Source organism: Blautia sp. KLE_1732_HM_1032 (assembly GCF_025147905.1).
GTDB classification, from domain to species: domain Bacteria; phylum Bacillota; class Clostridia; order Lachnospirales; family Lachnospiraceae; genus Blautia_A; species Blautia_A fusiformis.
In genome coordinates this window covers 3,711,240-3,732,965 of the sequence record NZ_CP102266.1, presented here as the reverse complement: position 1 = coordinate 3,732,965, position 21,726 = coordinate 3,711,240, and the positions used below count along the sequence as shown (strand labels likewise).

At 44.8% G+C, this 21,726-nt stretch carries 17 protein-coding genes and 2 pseudogenes; 15 read left to right on the top strand and 4 right to left on the bottom strand.

Annotated features, from left to right (window positions below):
- The first annotated feature begins 121 nt into the window (after nt 1–121).
- The 6 genes from NQ489_RS17585 (at nt 122) to jag (ending at nt 3,828) form a co-directional block, all read left to right on the top strand.
- Nucleotides 122–367, top strand: a complete 246-nt coding sequence (locus NQ489_RS17585) for a hypothetical protein (RefSeq protein ID WP_156906893.1) — start codon at nt 122–124, stop codon at nt 365–367.
- A 205-nt stretch (nt 368–572) separates the two neighbouring features.
- Nucleotides 573–707 carry a 50S ribosomal protein L34 gene (gene rpmH, locus NQ489_RS17580; RefSeq protein ID WP_005423866.1) on the top strand — a complete coding sequence of 45 codons (135 nt, stop codon included), beginning with the start codon at nt 573–575 and terminating at the stop codon, nt 705–707.
- Nucleotides 708–789: 82 nt separating this feature from the next.
- Nucleotides 790–1,152 (top strand): ribonuclease P protein component, encoded by a 363-nt coding sequence (rnpA, locus tag NQ489_RS17575; RefSeq protein ID WP_021650160.1) that lies wholly within the window; start codon nt 790–792, stop codon nt 1,150–1,152.
- Nucleotides 1,130–1,342, top strand: a complete 213-nt coding sequence (gene yidD / locus NQ489_RS17570) for a membrane protein insertion efficiency factor YidD (RefSeq protein ID WP_015526553.1) — start codon at nt 1,130–1,132, stop codon at nt 1,340–1,342. Before rnpA ends, yidD begins: the two co-directional genes overlap by 23 nt.
- A gap of 134 nt (nt 1,343–1,476) precedes the next feature.
- Nucleotides 1,477–2,799 carry a membrane protein insertase YidC gene (gene yidC / locus NQ489_RS17565; RefSeq protein WP_021650158.1) on the top strand — a complete coding sequence of 441 codons (1,323 nt, stop codon included), beginning with the start codon at nt 1,477–1,479 and terminating at the stop codon, nt 2,797–2,799.
- 21 nt (nt 2,800–2,820) lie between these two features.
- Nucleotides 2,821–3,828 (top strand): RNA-binding cell elongation regulator Jag/EloR, encoded by a 1,008-nt coding sequence (jag, locus tag NQ489_RS17560; RefSeq protein WP_015526551.1) that lies wholly within the window; start codon nt 2,821–2,823, stop codon nt 3,826–3,828.
- An 81-nt stretch (nt 3,829–3,909) separates the two neighbouring features.
- Here the strand turns inward: jag and NQ489_RS17920 are convergent.
- Nucleotides 3,910–4,131: pseudogene (locus tag NQ489_RS17920) on the bottom strand (DUF6783 domain-containing protein).
- On the opposite strand from NQ489_RS17920, the pseudogene NQ489_RS17915 reads away from it, so the two are divergent.
- From NQ489_RS17915 to NQ489_RS17525, 8 genes and pseudogenes are all read left to right on the top strand, one after another.
- Nucleotides 4,069–4,206: pseudogene (locus tag NQ489_RS17915) on the top strand (DUF6783 domain-containing protein); the annotation flags it as partial. The pseudogenes NQ489_RS17920 and NQ489_RS17915 overlap by 63 nt on opposite strands.
- Before the next feature lie 117 nt (nt 4,207–4,323).
- Entirely contained in the window at nt 4,324–5,700 is a 1,377-nt protein-coding gene (gene mnmE, locus NQ489_RS17555; RefSeq protein WP_021651307.1) for a tRNA uridine-5-carboxymethylaminomethyl(34) synthesis GTPase MnmE, read from the top strand.
- Between the two features lie 846 nt (nt 5,701–6,546).
- A complete protein-coding gene (gene mnmG / locus NQ489_RS17550; protein ID WP_021651030.1) occupies nt 6,547–8,436 on the top strand; it encodes a tRNA uridine-5-carboxymethylaminomethyl(34) synthesis enzyme MnmG in 1,890 nt (629 codons plus the stop codon).
- Nucleotides 8,437–8,481: 45 nt separating this feature from the next.
- Nucleotides 8,482–9,201, top strand: a complete 720-nt coding sequence (rsmG, locus tag NQ489_RS17545) for a 16S rRNA (guanine(527)-N(7))-methyltransferase RsmG (RefSeq protein ID WP_021651031.1) — start codon at nt 8,482–8,484, stop codon at nt 9,199–9,201.
- Nucleotides 9,202–9,504: 303 nt separating this feature from the next.
- A complete protein-coding gene (locus NQ489_RS17540; RefSeq protein ID WP_021651032.1) occupies nt 9,505–10,575 on the top strand; it encodes an ABC transporter ATP-binding protein in 1,071 nt (356 codons plus the stop codon).
- Nucleotides 10,572–11,435 (top strand): ABC transporter permease, encoded by an 864-nt coding sequence (locus NQ489_RS17535; RefSeq protein ID WP_015526545.1) that lies wholly within the window; start codon nt 10,572–10,574, stop codon nt 11,433–11,435. The genes NQ489_RS17540 and NQ489_RS17535 overlap by 4 nt, the downstream gene beginning before the upstream one ends.
- A 13-nt stretch (nt 11,436–11,448) precedes the next feature.
- Nucleotides 11,449–12,978, top strand: a complete 1,530-nt coding sequence (locus tag NQ489_RS17530) for a GldG family protein (protein ID WP_044961237.1) — start codon at nt 11,449–11,451, stop codon at nt 12,976–12,978.
- Nucleotides 12,978–14,534 (top strand): DUF4340 domain-containing protein, encoded by a 1,557-nt coding sequence (locus tag NQ489_RS17525; protein ID WP_021651034.1) that lies wholly within the window; start codon nt 12,978–12,980, stop codon nt 14,532–14,534. Before NQ489_RS17530 ends, NQ489_RS17525 begins: the two co-directional genes overlap by 1 nt.
- Before the next feature lie 147 nt (nt 14,535–14,681).
- Here the strand turns inward: NQ489_RS17525 and NQ489_RS17520 are convergent, their stop codons facing one another.
- Both NQ489_RS17520 and NQ489_RS17515 read right to left on the bottom strand, forming a co-directional pair.
- Nucleotides 14,682–14,969, bottom strand: coding sequence for a hypothetical protein (locus NQ489_RS17520; RefSeq protein WP_021651035.1), 288 nt, complete (start codon nt 14,967–14,969; stop codon nt 14,682–14,684).
- A gap of 232 nt (nt 14,970–15,201) precedes the next feature.
- Nucleotides 15,202–18,867, bottom strand: coding sequence for a YhgE/Pip domain-containing protein (locus NQ489_RS17515; protein WP_227945559.1), 3,666 nt, complete (start codon nt 18,865–18,867; stop codon nt 15,202–15,204).
- A gap of 581 nt (nt 18,868–19,448) precedes the next feature.
- On the opposite strand from NQ489_RS17515, the gene NQ489_RS17510 reads away from it, so the two are divergent.
- Entirely contained in the window at nt 19,449–20,039 is a 591-nt protein-coding gene (locus NQ489_RS17510) for a TetR-like C-terminal domain-containing protein (RefSeq protein ID WP_015526541.1), read from the top strand.
- Between the two features lie 247 nt (nt 20,040–20,286).
- On the opposite strand, the gene NQ489_RS17505 is transcribed toward NQ489_RS17510, so the two are convergent.
- Nucleotides 20,287–21,240 (bottom strand): alpha/beta fold hydrolase, encoded by a 954-nt coding sequence (locus tag NQ489_RS17505; RefSeq protein ID WP_015526540.1) that lies wholly within the window; start codon nt 21,238–21,240, stop codon nt 20,287–20,289.
- Nucleotides 21,241–21,726 lie beyond the last annotated feature (486 nt).

The following is a 21,726-nucleotide window of genomic DNA, read 5'->3' as shown; positions in this document are numbered from 1 at the left end:
TTTTTCCTCCCATGAGTATTATAATAACCCCAGTCTGCGACTGGAGATAGATATCCTTTTATATATTACAATGAAAATGGGGTTTTCGCAATGGAAAATCCTTGAGATTTTGGGGAAAAGAATGTGGATAATGTGGGGAAATTACTGTGGATCAGGGTGGATTATTGTGGATAAGAGTTCTGGAGGTTTCCATAAGTCGAGAATTGGTGGAAAATGTGGAAGAATTATGTGTATAAAAAAATCCACCTTAAAAATACCGCAAATAAAGGGTTTTTTTGAAAACGATGTGAACAAACCCTCCGAAAAAGTGGATAGATTTCCGGTCAATCCACAAGTTATCCACAAGTTATCCACAAAATGTGGATAATGTTACGTAAACCATAAGCGCTTTCCACATAAGAGAAAAAAATAAATACCGTAAGGTGGGGGTATTTTATAGAACCCTTGATTTTATCGGGTTTTTTGCAATTTTTACTTGACGAAAAGGAGGTTTATTTATATAATTGAAACGATGTTCTGAATGATAAGTTATTTCATAACAATTAAAAATAGATAAAGGAGGTGCTTTACCTATGAAGATGACATTTCAGCCAAAAAAGAGATCCAGAGCTAAAGTTCACGGCTTCAGAGCTCGCATGAGCACAAAGGGCGGACGTAAAGTATTAGCTGCAAGAAGATTAAAAGGAAGAAAACAGTTATCAGCATAAGCTGCAAGACCGCATTTATGTGGTCTTTTCTTCTATCCGGAGAAATATCCGCGCAGGCGGAATCTAATTAAGGAGGATTCGTTTGATCAGATCAGAGTCCTTAAAGAAAAATCAAGATTTTAAAGTTGTATATCAGAACGGAACATCGTACGCAAATCGGCTTCTGGTGATGTACGTGCTGAAGAATCAGCACATGAAGAATCGTCTGGGAATATCAGTAAGCAAAAAAGTAGGGAACAGTGTGGTTCGCCACAGACTCACCAGATTGATCAGAGAAAGCTATCGTCTCAACGAAACAGATTTTGACAGTAACCTTGATATTGTAGTAGTAGCGAGAGCCGCAGCCAAGGGCAAGAGCTTTCACGAGATCGAGAGTGCTTTTCTGCATCTTGCAAGAAAGCATCATATAACAGGGAATGAACATGATAAAGAAATTTCTGATTAAGATGATAAGGCTCTATCAAAAATATATATCGCCGATGAAGAGAACGAAATGTCCTTATATTCCCACATGTTCTCAATATGGTTTGGAAGCAATCGAAAAATATGGCGCATTTAAGGGCAGTCTTCTTGCGGCATGGAGGATATTGCGATGCAATCCTTTTTCCCACGGAGGCTATGACCCTGTGCCATGAATTATTTTGTGACTGTTCAGCCTTTTCCCGGGCAGAGCAGTTATCGGAATTTGTAACTGTTCAGTACCTCCGCAGTTAGTGGACGAATGAATAGTTACCGGACTTTTACAATTGAATAAGAAGTCTAGGAGGAAATGAATTTGGAACTGTTTTTAGCAACAAAAACCGGAACTCCTATTATCGGACAGATCGCGTCTGTGATGGGATGGATCATGGATGGCATATATAAGATGCTTGACGGCCTGTTCGGAATCCAGAACATTGGTCTTTGTATCATTATCTTCAGTATTCTTATCTTTGCCTTTATGACACCGCTGCAGATCAAGCAGCAGAAATTCTCCAAGTTAAGCGCGATCATGCAGCCTGAGATCCAGAAGATCCAGAAGAAATATCAGGGTAAAAAGGATCAGGCTTCCATGATGAAAATGAACGAAGAAACCCAGGCTGTTTATCAGAAATATGGTGTTTCTCCAACCGGTAGCTGTGTACAGTTAGCCATTCAGATGCCTATTCTGTTTGCTCTGTATCAGGTTATCTACCGGATTCCTGCTTACGTTGGAAGTGTAAAGAACATTTTTACTGGTGTAGTTGACAACCTGCTAGCTGTAAACGGATACACAAATATCCTGCAGCAGTTTATCACAGACCATTCCATGACACGAGTGCGTCTCGTTATGGACAGTGCCGGAAATGCTACAAGTAACTCTATTGTTGATTTTCTGTATGCACTTTCTCCTTCCCAGTGGAAAGAGCTGGCACAGATGGATCAGTTTTCAGGATTTTCTGATGCGATCACAAAAGCATCCGGTAATATTTCCAAGATGCAGGGCTTCTGTGGCCTGAATATCGCAGACCAGCCGCTGTACTATATCATGGAATTCTTCAAAAATCATGGTTCTCTGTTACTTGCGATCGTAGCACTTCTGATCCCGGTTCTTGCATGGGCAACTCAGATGTTGAACCTGAAGCTTATGCCACAGGCTGCAACACAGCCGGCAGACGGAAATGATCAGGCCAGCGCAATGGCAAACTCCATGAAAACCATGAACATGGTCATGCCTCTGATGTCTGCATTCTTCTGTTTTACATTCCCGGTTGGTCTTGGTATCTACTGGATCGCCAGTGCTGTCGTTCGAAGTGCCCAGCAGTTTGCGATCAATCGTCATCTTGATAAGATGAACATTGATGATCTGGTTAATGAGAATATGAAGAAGATCGAAGCGAAGCGTGCGAAGGAAGGACTTCCGCCGCAGAAGATCACCAATCAGGCTCATCAGTCCGCCAAGAATATCAATAAACCTGTGATCAATAAGGGCAACAGCGGAAACAATGGTGCTTCAGACAGAGCACAGAAGGTTGATACTGCTTATGAGAAGGCAAGAAGTGCAAAACCGGGCAGCATCACAGCTAAAGCAAATCTCGTAAGAGACTTTGATGAGAGAAATAAGAAGAAATAATCAGGAACGGAGGGGTTCGTAATGGAGGATTACATTCAGTTTTCAGCAAAAACAAAGAATGAAGCTATCACAAAAGCGTGTCTTGAGCTTGGAACTTCCAGTGACCAGCTTGATATTCAGGTTATCAGTGAAGGCAGCTCCGGATTCTTCGGAATCGGCAGCAAACCTGCCGTGATCAAAGTTCGCAGAATCGAGCCAGTTTCTGATATGCAGGAAATCGATGAACTGGTAGAGTCCGTGAAACTGGACGCTATCAAAGAAGAGAAGAAATTAGAAAAGCCTTTTACTCCGGATGTAAAGAAAGAATCTGCACCGAAAGCAGCTCCTGCAGAGGAGAAGAAGCCGGTGAAGAAAGAAGCTGTACAGGTGGAGAAGGCATCCGAAGAAGCACCTGCAAAGGCAGCAGCACCAAAGGAAAGACCTGCAAGGGATTTCCAGGGCAAAGCAAAGCCTGCACGTGAGAAACAGCCAAGAGCTCCAAAGGAGCGTCAGCCGAAGGAAACACGTGAGAGAGCACCGAAGCAGGGCAGACCGATAGAAATCCTCAGCGATCCGGAGAAGATCAGAGAGGTTGAGGAGAGAGCAGTCGTATTTCTTCGTGACGTATTCGGCTCCATGGATCTTGGAGAAGTGGAGATCACATCGAAATACAACACTGCAGACGGTTCTCTGGATGTGGATTTTGAAGGTGAGGATATGGGTATCCTCATCGGAAAAAGAGGCCAGACACTGGATTCTCTTCAGTATCTGACAAGCCTTGTGGTAAACAAAGGCGAGTCTACCTACATTCGTGTAAAACTCGATACCGAGGACTACAGACGCCGTCGTAAGGAAACTCTGGAGAACCTTGCAAGGGGAATCGCCTTCAAGGTAAAGAAAACCAGAAAACCGGTAGTTCTGGAACCGATGAATCCGTACGAAAGAAGGATCATCCATGCATCTCTGCAGGGCAACCGCTATGTAGAGACAGTCAGTGAGGGAGAAGAACCTTACAGACATGTAGTAGTAAAACTGAAACGCAATAATTGATGATCCGCCGGTAAAGCCATAAGCCGTATCCCGGAGCGTAAGCTCCGTGGGTACGGCTTTTTTATATGGAACTGAAAATTATCATTGCAATCTCTGTAACAATTCTTTATAATCATTGAAGAGCAAATAACAAAAGATATTTCTGCAGCGGACATCCGGAATGCAGAGATTAGAGCGTATTTGAAAAATCATTCCCGCAATCTGCACGCCCCACTTTGCGGTATATTTTGCCCGAATTCAGTTGCCGTAGCCCGCTACGGCGCCTTCATCCGGACAAAATCTCCCACAAATTGTGACGCACATCTTGCAGAAAGCCTTTTTCAAACACGCTCTAGCATTATAAATATGGAAACTGACAGAAGATGTTATTCTAGGTGAAAGCGTGAATAACACGTGTTTTTTGCGTGTAAAAAGCTTTTCCGGAGTAACATTTTTGCGTTTAACCGGATGCTTTTATCCGAATGCTTTTATCCGTTTGACAAAGGAGAGTGAAAAATGGAAGAGACAACGATTGCTGCGATTTCCACAGCCATGAGCGCATCGGGAATCGGGATCGTCAGGATCAGTGGCCCGGAGGCTTTTGAGATCGCATCCGGAGTATACCGTTCCAAGGGTGGAAAAAAATCTCTGAAAAACGTCCCAAGCCACACCATCCATTATGGATATATTTATGATAACGAAGAAATGGTAGACGAAGTGCTGGTCATGGCCATGCGCGGACCACGGACATACACAGGAGAAGATACCATAGAAATCGACTGCCACGGCGGCGTTTTAGCCATGAAAAAGGTACTGGAAACTGTGTTGAAAAACGGAGCCATTATTGCCGAGCCGGGAGAATTTACCAAGCGTGCATTCCTCAATGGAAGGATCGATCTTTCCCAGGCGGAGGCCGTTATGGATGTGATACAGTCCAAAAATGAGTACTCATTAAAGAATTCTGTAGGACAATTAAAAGGTTCAGTCCGAAATACTGTACAACAGATCAGAGAAAAACTACTGTACCATATAGCGTACATTGAATCGGCATTAGACGATCCGGAGCACTATGATCTGACAGGATATTCGGAAGAATTAGGACAGATCGTAGCAGAAGAAAAAGAAAAAATACAGAACCTGTTAAAAACAGCCGGAGACGGAAAGATCATACAGGAAGGTATCCGGACCGTGATCCTGGGTAAGCCGAACGCAGGGAAATCTTCTCTGCTGAACCTGCTTCTGGGAGAGGACAGAGCCATCGTGACCGATATCGCAGGAACCACCAGAGACGTACTGGAAGAGTATATCAACCTGCATGGGATCACATTAAAGATCGCTGACACAGCCGGAATCCGCCAGACAGAAGACATCGTAGAGAAAATCGGCGTATCCAAAGCCAAAGAAATGGCAGCAGACGCAGACCTGATCCTCTATGTCGTAGATTCCTCCGTACCGTTAGATGAAAACGACGAAGAAATCATAAAAATTTTGCAAGAGAAAAAGACAATTGTCCTCTACAGCAAGACAGACCTTGAATCTGCTATAGATATAGAGGATTTAAAGAGCAGAATAAACCAGCCGGTGATCCCAATCTCCGCAAAAGAAGAAACCGGGATCACAGACCTGGAAGAAAAAATCCGGGAAATGTTCTTCAGTGGGGAGATTGACTTCAATGATGAAGTCTACATCACCAATGAACGCCACAGACAGGAGCTTTTAAAAGCACAGGAAAGTCTTTCTCTGGTAGAAAATAGCATAGAAAGCGGAATGCCGGAGGATTTTTATTCCATAGACCTGACAGATGCATACGAAAGTCTGGGACGGATTCTGGGAGAATCACTTGGGGAAGACCTTGTTAATGAGATATTTTCTAAATTTTGTATGGGGAAATAATAACCGCATGGGCTGCGGAGGCCCCGGCCGAATGCCCGCATAGATTGCGGAACTCCGGTCGTATAACCGCATAGATTGCGGCTCCCTGCTGTATGCCACATGGACTGCGGAAGCCCGCAGAGGGTAGATCACATTGGAATGTGAGAAAACCGCAAAGGGGCACAAGGCCGCGCCCCTCTGCACACCCCTGGGCCTTTTTTATATAGTGCAGCGATTGTGGAATGCTGAAAGAAACTAACTTGTGTCTGTATGCTTCTGTATCGGCAATTCGACACTGAGCCGAAATGTATCAAACGGAACTTTGTATATTTCTGTAGGATATATTGTTGCATAATATAGATTGCGGAGACCTCGCCGCATATGCCGCATGGGCTGCGGCTCCCTGCTGTACGCCACATGGACTGCAGAATTCCGCAGACGTGCATCGCACGTCGAGAACCTCATTACAGTTCCACTGCAACCCCCTCGGCACAACGTTCCGCATCCAATACCGAAGCATACAGACAAAAGTCAACACCGTACCCCACACCACAACCCAAGAACTCAAAACAACCTCGGCACAACGTTTCACATCCAACACCGAAGCATACAGACAAAAGTCAGCACCGTATCACACACCACAACCCAAGAACTCCTAAAAAAAAGCCCGAGGGGTGTGCAGAGGGGCCGTGGCTTTACGGCCCCTTTGCGGTTTTCCACAGCTTCCCAAAGCAAAAAAACCAGGCCTTCTGCCAAGCAAGAAAGTAAAAATAAAACCAAAAATCAACCACACAATAAACAAAGAAAAAGAAAATCACAAAGAAAAATAAAGAAAAAGAATAAGAGAAAAAATAAAGGAGAAAAAGCATGAAAAATCTGGAACAGTTTTTCGACATCATAGTAGTAGGCGCCGGCCACGCAGGCTGCGAAGCATCACTGGCATGCGCCCGCTTAGGGCTCAACACAGTCATGTTCACAGTCAGCGTAGACAGCATCGCCCTTATGCCCTGCAACCCCAATGTAGGCGGCAGCTCCAAAGGGCATCTCGTCCGTGAGCTGGATGCTCTCGGTGGGGAAATGGGTAAAAACATAGACAAAACCTTCATCCAGTCCAAAATGCTCAACCAGTCCAAAGGCCCTGCAGTTCATTCCCTTCGTGCACAGGCCGATAAACAGGCCTACAGCACAGAAATGAGAAAGACACTGGAAAATACAGAGAACTTAACCATCCGCCAGGGTGAAGTGACCGAGCTTCTGGTAGAAGACGGGCATATCACCGGTGTAAAAACCTTCTCAGGAGCCACCTACCACGCAAAAGCTGTAGTCCTCTGTACAGGAACCTACCTCAAGGCCCGCTGCATTTACGGCGACGTCAGCAACTATACAGGACCGAACGGCCTTCAGGCAGCCAATTACCTTACGGATTCCCTGAAAAAGCTGGGGATCGAAATGTTCCGCTTCAAAACAGGAACTCCGGCCAGAATCGCCGGAAACACCATTGATTATTCTAAGATGGAAGAGCAGTTCGGAGATGAAAGAGTCGTACCGTTCTCTTTTTCCACAGACCCGGAAGCTGTACAGATCGAGCAGAAATCCTGCTGGCTGACCTATACAAACGAAAAAACACACGAGATCATCCGTGCAAATCTGGACAGATCCCCCCTTTATTCCGGAATGATCGAAGGAACCGGACCACGTTACTGTCCGTCCATTGAGGATAAAGTAGTTCGTTTTGCAGACAAAAAACGCCATCAGGTATTTATCGAACCGGAAGGTCTTTACACAAATGAAATGTACATCGGCGGAATGTCCAGCTCTCTGCCGGAGGATGTTCAGTACGAGATGTACCATTCCGTACCGGGTCTGGAGAACGCTAGGATTGTAAAAAATGCTTACGCTATTGAGTATGACTGCATCAATCCGCGCCAGCTCTATCCCACACTGGAATTCAAAAAGATCAAAGGCCTTTTCAGCGGCGGACAGTTTAACGGAAGCTCCGGATATGAGGAAGCAGCCGCTCAGGGCCTCATAGCGGGAATTAATGCAGCTATGGAGGTAAAAGGCCGGGAACAGCTGATTTTGGACCGCTCAGAGGCATATATTGGCGTTCTCATCGATGATCTGGTAACAAAGGAGAACCATGAGCCGTACCGAATGATGACAAGCCGTGCTGAGTACCGTCTGCTGCTCCGCCAGGACAACGCAGATCTTCGTCTTCGCAAAAAAGGCTGGGAGGTCGGCCTGATCGATGATGAGACATACCATAAATTACAGGAAAAAGAGCGCCGGATCCAGGAAGAGATCGAGAGAGTGGAACATGCAACCGTAGGTGGTTCTGCAGAGGTACAGAGCCTTCTGGAATCTCTGAACAGTACCCTTCTGAAATCAGGAACCACCATTGCAGAGCTGATCCGTCGGCCGGAGCTTAACTATAAGGTGCTTGCACCCATCGATAAAGAAAGACCGGAGCTTCCGGAAGATGTATGTGAGCAGGTAGAGATCAACATCAAATATGATGGCTACATCCGCCGCCAGATGAAGCAGGTAGAGCAGTTTAAGAAACTGGAGCAGAAAAAGCTTCCGGAAGACATTGATTACGAAGATGTAGGAAGCCTCCGCATTGAGGCACGCCAGAAGCTGGAAGCCTACAGACCGGTGTCCATCGGCCAGGCGTCCCGTATCTCCGGTGTATCCCCGGCTGACATTTCCGTGCTTCTTGTATATCTGGAAAGCAGATCCGAACATAAACACAGATAATACAAAGAATAACAATAAAACACAGAAAATAAGAGAGGAAGCTGCATGTACAATTTAGAAATCCTGGAAAAAGGCTGCGAGGAGCTTGGGATCACACTCAGTGACACGCAGAAAAACCAGTTTATCCGGTTCTACGAATATCTTGTAGAAAAAAACAAAGTCATGAACCTCACCGGTATCACAGAATTTGACGAGGTTCTCGTGAAACATTTCCTGGACAGCCTCTGCTGCGTCAAGGCTGTAGATATGGGTAAGATAAAAACCGTTATGGACATCGGAACCGGTGCCGGATTCCCGGGTGTTCCCCTGAAGATCGCCTTCCCGGAGGTGGAAGCCTGCCTTCTGGACTCCCTTAATAAAAGAGTAAAATTCCTGGAAGAAACCTTTGCGCTCCTGGGCCTGGAGGGGATTTCCGCCATTCACGGAAGAGCTGAAGAATATGCAAAAAACAAAGTCTACAGAGAAAAATATGATCTCTGCGTATCCAGAGCAGTATCCGGACTGGCAACCCTGTCTGAATACTGTCTCCCGTATGTAAAAGTCGGAGGGCTTTTTGTTTCCTATAAATCCGGTTCTGTAAAGGAAGAAGCAGAAGCAGCAGAGAAAGCAGTAAAAATCCTTGGTGGAAAGATCAGGGATATTCAGTACTTTGACCTTCCGGGATCTGAGATCGGCCGCTCCCTGGTCATTATCGAGAAGGTAAAGAACACCCCGGGCAAATATCCGAGAAAAGCCGGAACACCGCTCAGAGAGCCACTGGCATAAGATACCTCCTGTCGAACAAAGGCAAAATCTGTCCGACAGGAGATTTCTTTGTCCGGGAGTTTCACAAAATTATCACAAATTTATCCTACTTTTATCACAAATTACTTTTACACTATAATCCGATAGAGATGCCCCTGGATTTCCCCCATTCTCTGTTTCATCCAGGGGCATTTTCTATTGGTGTTGAAAAGACGCCAGAGTCAAGGGCTTCAGTTTCAGGACCTTTTGCCTCTGGCATCTTATAAAATGGGAAATCGATAATTAAAAAAAGTATTTCCCTGAAAATAAAAGGAGGAGAGTAAAGTGATCGAAGTAAGTAATCTGGTCAAAAAGTATGGCGATCATACTGCAGTTGACCATCTTTCCTTTCAGATCGAAAAGGGGAAAATTTACGGATTCCTGGGCCCCAACGGTGCAGGAAAATCAACAACTATGAACATGATCACAGGATACATTGCTTCCACAGAAGGAAAAGTGATGATCGATGGTCATGATATTCTGGAGGAACCGGAGGCAGCCAAGAAATGTATCGGCTATCTGCCGGAAATGCCGCCGCTCTATTTTGACATGACTGTTCTTGAGTACATGAAATTTGCGGCTGATCTGAAAAAAATCCCAAGAAACCAAAAAGACAAGCAGATAAAAGAAGTCATGGATATGGTAAAGATCACAGACATGAAAGACCGTCTGATCAAAAACCTTTCCAAAGGTTATCGCCAGAGAGTGGGTCTTGCACAGGCAATCCTAGGATATCCTGAAGTGATCATCCTGGATGAGCCGACAGTAGGACTTGACCCGAAGCAGATCATCGAGATCCGTGACCTGATCAAAGGCCTGAAGCAGAAGCACACGGTTATCCTAAGCTCCCATATCCTTTCCGAGGTAAGAGCAGTGTGTGATTATGTTCTGATCATTTCCCATGGAAAGCTGGTAGCCAGCGATACACCGGATAATCTGGAACGTCTGGCAGCAGGCTCCAACAGCCTCCTTATGAAGGTAAAAGGCGAGAAAGACACGATTCGAAAAGCTCTGGAAACGATCGAAGGCGTAACCGGAGTGGAAATGTCCTATGACAGCGATGAAAAATTGTGGAAAACAAAACTTTCCATTCAGGAAAATGTGGACATCCGTGAAAAAGTCTTCTACGCTATGGCAAAAGCGAACTGTCCAATCTACGAGATGCAGGTTAAGAGAGTTTCCCTTGAGGATGTATTCCTTGAGCTTACCGAAGGAGAGAAAAAATCCGCCGGAAAACCGGAAAGCTCACAGTGGAAACCGGTAGAAGACAGATCATCGGAAGAAGAAAAAACTCAGGAAGAAAAAAACGGGGAACCAGAGAAGGCTTCTGATGAGAAAGAGGGGGATCAGTCATGACAGCGATTTTTAAAAGAGAACTGAAAAGCTATCTGACCTCCATGGTTGGATATCTCTTCATATTTTTTGTCCTGGTGCTGACCGGAATTTATTTTTCCGCATATCAGCTTTCAGGCGGCTATTCAAAATTTGAAACTACCTTAAGCGCACTGACCTTTGTGTTCCTGATCGGTGTGCCGATCCTTTCCATGCGTGTACTTGCAGAAGAGCGCAAGCAGAAAACGGATCAGCTTCTTTTGACCGCACCGGTATCTGTATGGGATATCGTATTTGGAAAATATCTTGCACTGGTAGCTGTGTTTGCCATTCCGGTTGTGATCATGTGCGTTTATCCGCTGATCATGAGTAAGTTCGGAACGATTTCCTATGCTTCCGCATACACCGGGATCCTGGGATTTTTCCTTCTGGGATGCGCGAATCTGGCGATCGGTGTATTTATGTCAGCACTTACAGAAAGCCAGGTAATTGCAGCAGTACTTACTTTTGTATTCCTGTTCGCCTTCTATATGATGAACGGAATTTCCTCATTCTTTTCACAGACCTCCATGTCAACCGCAGTGGCATTCGGACTTCTGATCGTGGCGATCGCTATCATCATTTATACCATGATCAAAAATGTCCTGATCTCTGTAGTGATCGGAGCTGTGGGAGAGATTGCCCTTGTGATCGTATACGTTGTAAAATCCAGTATTTTCCAGGGTGGTATCCAGAAGGTACTGAACGTATTTAACCTGAGCGGACATTATGATAATTTTACAAAAGGCGTGTTTGACGTGACAGGAATCGTTTATTTTATTTCTGTTATTGCGATCTGCCTGTTCCTTACCATGCAGTCCATTCAGAAGAGACGCTGGAACTAGGGGGTGAATGGAAATGAAATTCAGTGAGAAATTTAAGAAAAATAAAGGCGAGGCAGCCGTACCGGAGACCGCACAGGACTCCGGCAAAAAGAAACATAAACCGGATCCGAAAAAGCTGGTAGGCACCATCAGCAAAAAACATATCAAAAATGGTTCCTACAGCATGGCTATGGCAGCAGTCTTTATCGTGATCGTGGTTGTGATCAATATGATCGTCGGTGCGATCCCATCCAAATATTCACAGCTGGATGTAAGCTCATCCAAGCTTTACACCATCGGTGATGAAACAAAGAAGGTACTGAAGGCACTGGATAAGGATGTTACCATTTATCAGATCGCGGCAAGCGGTTCTGAGGACGACACGATCTCCAATCTGCTTTCACGTTATAAAGATGAGTCCAAGCATATTAAAGTTGAGGTAAAAGACCCTGTTGTAAATCCGAAATTTGCATCGGAATATACAACCGATGATCTTGCGTCAAACAGCTTGATCGTAGTCTGCGGCGACAGAAACAAGGTTATCAATTACAACGATATGTATTCCTCTTCAGTAGACTATAATACCTGGCAGCAGACTACTACCGGATTTGATGGAGAAGGACAGATCACAAGTGCGATCGGCTATGTGACATCCGAGGATCTTCCGATCATGTACACCTTATCCGGACACGGAGAAAAAGATCTGGATTCCAGCTTTAAAGAAGATATCCAGAAAGCAAACATTGATATCAAGGAGCTGAACCTTCTCACAGAGGGAAAGGTTCCGGATGATGCAGACTGCCTGATGATCGTATCTCCGACCAGCGATATTTCCGAGGAAGAAAAAACAGAGCTCCTGGATTATCTGGAGGCAGGCGGAAAAGCTATGATCTTCTCGGATTATACACAGGATGATCTGCCGAACTTTGATGCGGTTCTTGAAAACTATGGTGTAAAGTGTGCCGAGGGAATCGTATTTGAGGGTGATAATCAGCATTATGGAATGCAGATGCCATATTATCTTGTACCAACAGTCAACAGCACAGATGCAAGCTCTGAGACAGCTTCTGCAGGCTCCTATGTACTGGCACCATATGCGCAGGGCATTCAGAAAACAGATGATGTAAGAGATACCGTAACCATCGACAGTATCCTGACAACCTCTGACAAGGCTTACTCCAAAACAAATATGCAGAGCAGCAATATCGAAAAGGAAGACGGAGATGTAGACGGACCGTTTGATCTTGGGGTTGCCATCACTGAGAAACTGGATGATGATAAGGAAACACAGATCGTTTACTACTCCACAGCAAATCTGATGGAGAGCCAGATAAACCAGATGGTATCCGGCGGAAATGAAAAGCTCCTTCTGGAGTCCTTAAACTGGATGACCAGCACAGACGACAGTAATTCCGTTTCTATTCCATCCAAGAGCCTTGAGTCCACAAGCCTGACAGTAACCGATTATGATGCAGCCTTCTGGAAGATCTGTACCATTGGTCTGATCCCGGGAGTGTTCCTTGTTGCAGGATTCCTGATCTGGCTTAAGAGGAGAAAAGCATAATGAAAAAATCGACCAAACTTGTTTCAGCAGTTGTTGTTCTGGCAGTTCTCGGCGGCGTTTATGTGGGACTGAACACCTACGTATCCAAAGAAGAAAAGACAGAGAGCAGCGAAGAGGAAAGCAAAACAGAAGTGTTTTCCGTGAAAACGGATGACATTAAATCCCTGGAATTTATCGTAGACAAGAAGGAAGTGACCTTTGAGAAAAAAGATGATTCCTGGGTGAAAAAGGATGAGACTGCTTTTCCTGTAAATCAGACAACTCTGGATTCCGCAGCTTCCGCCATCGAAACGGTGGAAGCGGACAGAGTCCTGGAGGATGTGGAGGATCTTACGGAATACGGACTGGATTCTCCATCGAACACAGTAACCGTTGATACCGCTGACGGGACAACGAAGTTCAACATCGGAGATGAGAATACGTCTACGAATCAGTATTACATTTCCAGGGATGATGATGACAGCACGGTATATGTAGTGGCAGCGGATACAGTGTCTCCGTTTATGAATTCCCTTTACGATTATGCACAGGGAGAAGATTTCCCAACAATTGATTCTTCCACAGTGAAAAAGGTCCAGGTCAGTGAGAATAAAGATTCCTATGTCTTGGAAGAAAATTCCGACGGAGCTACCTGGAATGTTTCCGGTGACGGAAGCAGCGATAAAGAGTCTGCCGATACAACGGCAGCAGGAAATGTAACCTCCGGACTTGGAAGCTTTGCATTTGACCAGTTTGTAAACTACGATGCAGAGGATCTTTCCCAGTATGGCCTTGATAAGCCCTATGCGACGATTACAGTGGATTATCAGGAAGAGGTGAAGGATGACAGCGCAGACAGTACAAAATCCGGAGAAAACGATTCTACGGCCTCTGAGAGCGATTCTGAGAGCGGTGACACTACTGACACGGGCAGCAGCTCAGAAGATGCAGACAGCAAGACAACCACAGTGGATAAACAGCTTGTCATTTATGTTGGTGATGAGGCAGGAGATGGCAGCAGATATGTAACGGTAGATAACAAACAGATCTATACAATGTCAACGGATACACTGAGCGCAGTTATTGACAAGACGCCGTCAGATCTCTGGTCACTGATCGTCAATTATCTGTCTGTAAAAAATCTGGATCAGCTCCAGGTTACTTACGGTGAAACAACAAGTACTGTAAATGTTTCACGTGAAACATCCACAGATGATGACGGAAACGAGAAAGAAACAACAACTTATCAGCTGGATGGTAAGGAAATAGAAAGTACAACCTTTACCACCTTTTACAACAAGCTGATAAACATGGCAGGACAGAAGAGACTGACAGACGCTTATACACCGGCTGCAGATTCGGAGATGACCGCTGTATTCACAGACTCTGACAAGAACCAGACAACCGTTACCTTCTACACATATGACACAAACTATTATGCAGCTGTCGTTGGAGACAAGGTATTTCTTGTAAACAAAATGACAGTAAAAGAAATGTTCAATGCATATGAAACCATGGTAAACGGTGAAACAGAGACAGAAGCCACAGCAACACCAACAGCTGAGACGGAAAAATAAAATATTAAGAAAATAAATAAAAACACCTTGGAGATCCGTAAATAATAAGGTGATCTCCGAATATCCGCTTGATGATCAGATATTCGGAGACACCACACAGATCAGGATTTTCCGGGGTGTTTTTATGTTGCTATTATTTTACGGTCCTTACAGATGAATAAGGTCCGTATATTTTTTTACCGTTTGTGATGCGGTATGCACGGATACGGTATTTGGTTGCGGTGCCTGGCTTTTTATCGGTGTAGGTTGTATTTTTTGTATTGCCGATAGCTTTCCAGGTTTTACCATGAAGACGGTAAATGGTGTAGCATAGGTGATGATTCCGTCTGTTTTTGCGGTCAGTGGATTAGATGCATACCAGGTTGCTTTTCCATTGAAAACCGCAGGCTTGCAGTCAGAAAGAGCTCCGGTTTGTGAGTAGATCTGAGAAGTCATATTGCCGCTTCTTCTGAATCTGACAGGAGTGTTTCTGAACTGAAATCTGCTGCATAGGTCAGGCACGGTGTACTGGCGAGCTTGATTTTCTATAACTGCTATAATTATAGCGTGGAGAATTGACGAGGACAATATAAAAAAACTGTACAGAAGCTCATCTGAGCAACTGTACAGTTTTAATTTTTCTATATCTAACAGAAGGTTCGGGGGAGCTTCTGTCAGTAACTAAGTATTATGCAAGACCTCTTTCTTCCAGCCAGTCGAAGAGAACAACTTTTTCTGCTTTCTTTCTCTTGGTCATGTGATTGAACTGAAGGATCGTCAGGATCGTGAAGATCACTAACAGTGCAACCATTACAATGATGGAAGTGGTAATGCTTCGGCCACCGCTGATCGTTGCACGGAATGCGTCGACCGTATAAGTAAACGGAACGTATGCATGGATCTTTGCAACGAATGAAGGTGAAACCTCAACCGGATAAGTTCCGGCAGATCCTGCAAGCTGAACGACCATGAATACCAGCATCAGGAAGCTTCCTACTTTACCAAGAGTAATGTTGAAGAAGTACATGATAGAGGTAAAGGTCATTGATGTCAGGCAGGCGAAGAGTACGGTTTTGCCCATCTCTGCAGGTGTGAATCCGTTAAATGCACGTAACAGCAGGATCAGGCAGATTCCCTGAAGGATCGCTACCGGATAAAGGACGGAAGCCTTGCTTGCCCACCATGCGAAACCGGATTTCAGTTTGCCCTTATACTGAGCCAGAGGATACATCAGGCAGAATGCCAGTGCGCCGACCCAGAGGCCTACAGACATCATGTAAGGTGCCATTGCGTGTCCGTTATTCGGGACATCGGTAAGTTTTGTTTCATCGCTTACAACAGGAGTTGCGAACATTTTGATCGTTTCATCACTTGCTGAATTGTCTTTTACAGTGGTAGCTCCATCGCTGAGGCTTGTGGTCAGTGTCTTGGAACCGTCTTTCAGTTCTTTCATACCGCTTCCAAGCTTCTTGGATCCATCATACAACTGAGAGGAACCGCTCTGGATCTGGGCAGCGCCATCTGCAAGCTGTTTTGCACCATTGTTAAGTGTGCTGTTGTTGCTTACAAGCTTCTCGGTACCGCTGAGAAGCGTTGAGGTACCGTTTGCTAATGTCTTAGTTCCGTTTGCAAGAGTAGTAGCACCGCTGGAAAGGGTTTTGGCTCCTGTTGAGAGCTTTTTGGTACCGTCTGTAAGAGCGGAGCTGTTTTCGGAAAGCTTAGCAACACCATCGGTGTAGGTTGTGATTCCGGTTGTCAGTGTTCCGGAACCATCGGCTAATGCTTTTGTTCCATCTGCAAGAGTAGCAGCACCGCTGGAAAGAGCATTGGCTCCTGTTGCCAGTTTCTTGGTGCCGTCTGTAAGAGCAGCACTGTTTTCGGAAAGCTTTGCAATACCATCGGTGTAAGTTGTGATTCCATCTGTCAGTGCCTTAGAACCATCTGCCAGCTGACCTGCACCGGATTTGATATCCGGAAGTGCGTCAGTGATCTGTTTGCCGGCTGTTTTCAGATTCTTTGCACCGTTGTTGAGCTGCTTATCATAAGATGTCAGTTGGTCAAATCCATCGTTCAGAGCTTTGATTCCTGCTGCTGCAGCCGGGAAGGCTTCGACTGTGCCGTCTTCCAGAGACTGAAGTCCTGCGGAAACGTTCTTGGTTCCTGTGTTTACAGCCTGTGCACCCTGATACAGCTGGGTAACACCTGCAGAAAGCTGAGCGATCAGATCTGTAGGAAGCTGACTTGTAGCTGCAGATAACTGCTCTGCACCTGCGCTCATGGTTGTTGCACCTGCACTCATCTGGTTTGCACCATCTGTCATGGTTGTTGCACCCTCAGAAAGTGTGCCGGCACCCTGAGTCAGTCCTCCGGAGATCTGAGTCAGTCCGGAAGCTGCTTCGTTAAGCTTGGAAGCAACAGCATTCAGATTTTCCTGAGTAGAAGAGAGCTGACCGGATACACCAGCTGCAAGCTGTGAAACCTGATCAGAATAGCTGCTCATGTAAGAACCGTCCACGCCAGTCATTCCACCGGCTACGCTGTTTAAAGCGTTGATCACATCATTCAGAGCTGCTGCGGAAATGGTTCCGTCCTCAGAAGCGGTTGCCTGAATCGCCTGAAGCTGTGCTGCTAAATCGGTCATTGTCTGTCCGGCAGTACCGATCTTGGTATTTGCATCAGTAAGTGCCTCCGTTGTCTGCTGTCCGTATCCTGTAAGGATGTTGCTGACCTGATCACCTACCTGTGAGAACTGTGTGCCTGCATTCTGGAGAGCAGGGATCAGACTGTCTGTGATACTGCTGCTGGTCTGACTTGTGATACCTGCGGCCTGAGTGATATATCCGGCTGCGTTGTTGATTCCGTCTGCCGCATTGTTCATACCAGCTGCAGCACTGTTCATACCAGCTGCGGCTGTGTCCATACCATCCTTTGCGGAAGTAAGGCCGGCTGCAAGCTTGTTGATGGATTCCTGTGTTGTTCCCTCTTTCAGAGCAGAAACCTTATCGTTCAGGGCTTTCAGTCCATTTTCCAGCTGCTGTGTTCCGGATATCAGTGACTGTGAGTCATCGGTTCCTTTGGTAACACCGGTATTCAGCTGAGAGATACCATTGGAAACTGTTGTGAGTCCGTCTTCAAGTTTTGCAAGCTCTTTGGCACCGGCTGCGAGTTTGCCAGCACCAGCCACATAGGTGGTAGTTCCATCTGCAAGAGTGTCAGCACCAGCTACATACTGTGTTGCTCCGTCGGAAAGAGTATCAATACCTGCACTTAATGCATTTGCACCGGATTCCAGGCTGCTTGCGCCGGATTTCAGCGTATCAGAATTTTTATTAAGCTCATCCACACCAGCGGTGTACTGCTGAACACCTTCATCCAGAGTATCTACACCGGTTGTCAGCTCAGGAACCTTTTCTGTCAGAGCTGCAACGCCGCTGTTCAGCTGGTTTGCACCGGATTCCAGGCTGCTTGCACCGGATTTCAGTGCATCAGAATTTTTATTAAGCTCATCCACACCAGCGGTGTACTGCTGAACACCTTTATCCAGAGTATCCACACCGGTTGTCAGCTCAGGAACCTTTTCTGTGAGGGTTGCAACGCCGCTGTTCAGCTGATCTGCACCATCGTCCAGGCTCTTTGCACCATCGTTAACCTTTGCAACACCATCGGTGTAGGTCTTAAGACCTTCGGTGAGACTGTCAGCACCGCTTACGAAAGTAAGAGTACTGGTGGAAAGCTTCTTAAGGTTTTTGGTAATTGTTTTGTTACCATCAGCTGCTGTATTCAGTCCGTCTTCGATCTTTCCGGATCCGTCTGCAGCTTCCTGCATTCCGTCACCTGCTTCTGAGATAGAATCAAAAACGGTTTCTGTATAGGTTTCCGTAACCTTGGAAGCAATGTTATCACGAAGCTTCAGCATTGCTGTTTCACTGAGCTTGGAGGCGATATAGTTGGTTCCAGGGTTTGTCTCATAGGATAGCTCCATTTGCTTTGGCTCGTTGTCCATTACAGTGGCTGCGTTTGCGGAGAAATTTTCCGGAATTTTGATAACCATGTAATAGGTTCCATTGGCCAGACCGTCCTCTGCTGTCTTGCTGTCTACAATGTTAAATGCCATTGAGTCGTTGTCTTTCAGCTCATCCGTCATGTCCTTACCTATGCTTAAGGTCTTGCCATTATACTCGACAGGTTTGTCTTCGTTTACCACGGCCACTGGCAGGCTGTCTACGTTTCCGTAAGGATCCCACATGGATTTCAGAAACAGACCTGCATAGATGATCGGGATTACGATAATGGCGATTACGACGATAAGCATGAGCTTGTTACGAAGTAAGCTTTTCCATTCGTTTTTGATCATATTACCTATCCCTTTCTTATTAAATTGTATTATCAAACATAGTTGATTAATCAAACTTTATTCCAGTAATGGCGACGAGATCTATTAATCATATTAAAATCTATTAATAGCTTTATATTCCATTATCAAACAAAGTGTTGATTTTCTTTACGTGATGTATTATACTAAACACATACCACAGATACAACCATTAAATCTTTACTGAATGTATATTAATAGACGGAAATAATGGAAGTGTCTATTACAAATAAAAAACTGCATAATAGACAAAAAGTACGTTATTTCCTTTGAATTTATGTGCAGTTGGTAATATTAAATGCAGACAGGATTCCTATGTTTCAACACAAATATGCAGCAGATATCTGGTATCGTGTAGGTCGGCGTCGTTAACAATTTTGATCTTGTCAATTCTTAACAACAGCAGATATCTGGTATCATACAGATCGGCGTAGAGAAAGCGAATGCTTTTATTCGTTTGAAGGATGCATTATCATTGTATGACAGTTGCAGAGTATCGTAAGTGACAGGTGATTGAGGCGGAGGAAACGTGCTTGCTTTTTTGAATTGCAGGGGGAATTAAGATGGCGGAAAAAGTTGACAGAAGAGTACGTAAGACCAAGGCACAGTTGCGAGCGGGGCTTGCCCGTCTTATGCAGAAGAAGAGCATTAAGGAGATTACGGTAAAGGAACTGGTGGAAGAAGTTGATATCAACCGCTCCACATTTTATCTTCACTATACAGATATCTATCAGATGCTGGAATCCATTGAGGCTGAATTGATGGAGGAAATCACGCATCTGGTGGCAGACTATCCTCTGGATCCTCTTAATAATAAGGAGAGCTCGTATCCTTTTATTGAGCAGATATTTACGATCCTGGATCATAATAAGGATATTTGTATCGCACTTCTTGGAAAGAATGGAGATATGGCTTTTGTGAATCGTATAGAAAAACTGATCGCAGATACAGTGCTGCATCGCTTGTCAATTCGTCTGCCGAAAGACAACCGTGATATTGAGTATGCGTATGCGTTTTGTCTGAATGGATGCGTGGGAATGATCAAGACATGGCTGTCTTCTGAGAATCAGGAGAGTACACAGCATATGGCAGAGCTGACACATAAGCTGATCGATAATACAACACACATGTATCTGGAGCAGGCACTTAGATAAGAGAAATGTCCGGATGCATGCTGTGAGTCTGGTAAAAAATAAAGAGTATTGTTTCACGTTTGTTTGAGGGAAAACTCATGTTTCACGTGAAACAGTACTCTTTTTTTATTGGCTTTTTGTTGGTTTATAGCATTTCCACAAATTACTGCATGAAGCTCAACGGCTCCGAACATGAACAATGTTCTTTTGATACGTTGATTTCCAAAATTACTATAGATAAATTTTGATGCCGGATCATAAGTTGTTTTTACAGGAAAATAGCTACCTGTTCCAGGAAATGTTCCGGATCTTCCAGATGAGGAAGATGTCTGGTTTCCGGGATCACAGCGGTTTCAATGGAAGAATTCAGCTTCTGGTATTCCTCTGCGATAAGAGAAGCGGAAGCTTCTTTTTCTCCGGAAATAATATAGATGCATGCATCGGAAGATTCTACGGCATTATTAATGCTGATATTCAGGTATTTGCCAATGTAGCTGGAATACAGATATTTGGCGTTGGAACCACCCTTGTGAGCGGATTCATAATAGGTGTCTACCAGTGTATCTGTTACATGGAAGGGATTGTAGAACAGCTTTTCCATAAACAGACTGCTGATGGATTCGCGGGAAGCTACCATATGATAGATCAGAGTTCCGAAAATCGGAAGCTCGATAAAATACTTAAAGAGCTTGTTGTCTTTGCAAGGTGCCTGCTTCAGGGAACTGAAGCTTGGTGGATTGACCAGCATGATCTTGCGGAAATGGTCGGAATTGTTACGGTAAGCCATGATCGCAAAAGAACCTGAGAAACCACTGGCAATAACATCGGTTTCCTCACGAATCACATTCTTGGCAAAATCACAGAGTAACTGAGCAAATACAAAATTGGTATAAGTAATATCCGGTTTTTCGGAACGTCCACATCCAAGAAGATCAATGGTGTAAACTGTATGTTCGGTTGCGAGCTGCTTCTCTATGGCATTCCATTCATAACCGGAAGCGCCTGGCATGATATCATGAATAAGAAGAATAGGGGTGCCATGTCCCTGTTTTGTATAAAAAATCTTTCCAAAACGCCAGTCATAGGTTCTACTGTGTGGCTGTTCCAGCATATCTTTAAGCTGAGATGTGGCATCTATGAAACGGTTAGCAATATGAATAACACCTGCGGCAGTTCCGACTAAAGCTGCAAGAGTAAGTAGTCTGTGTCCATTTTTCTTCATTAAAAAGCCTCCTGGAATTCGTAAAAATAATCAGGACAGATGTAACGTAATTCAGGTATCTGATCTGATTTTTTCTGAATATTTCTTTGCTTTATTATACGACAGGAACGAAAAATTTACAATGCTTTTGTGGGAACCCTAACCTTGTTATTGTATGCTGACGCTACTGTCCATTCTGTTCTTGGCGATGATTGCTAAGTTGCTGTTCGTTCTGCTTTCAGTAACGCGCTTCGCAATGCAAAGAATTTATGTTGATCGCATAAATTGGTGCGGTATGGCTTCGGGCTTTCTGCGGCCTTTGTTCACAAAAAAAACTTACGGAATTTATCGTTGAACAGTAACGCTCGCTAAGTTGCTGTTCATTCTGCTTTCAGTAACGCGCTTCGCAATGCAAAGAATTTATGTTGATCGCATAAATTGGTGCGGTATGGTCTCGGGCTTTCTGCGACCTTCGTTTATAAAAAAACTTACGGAATATTATCAGTG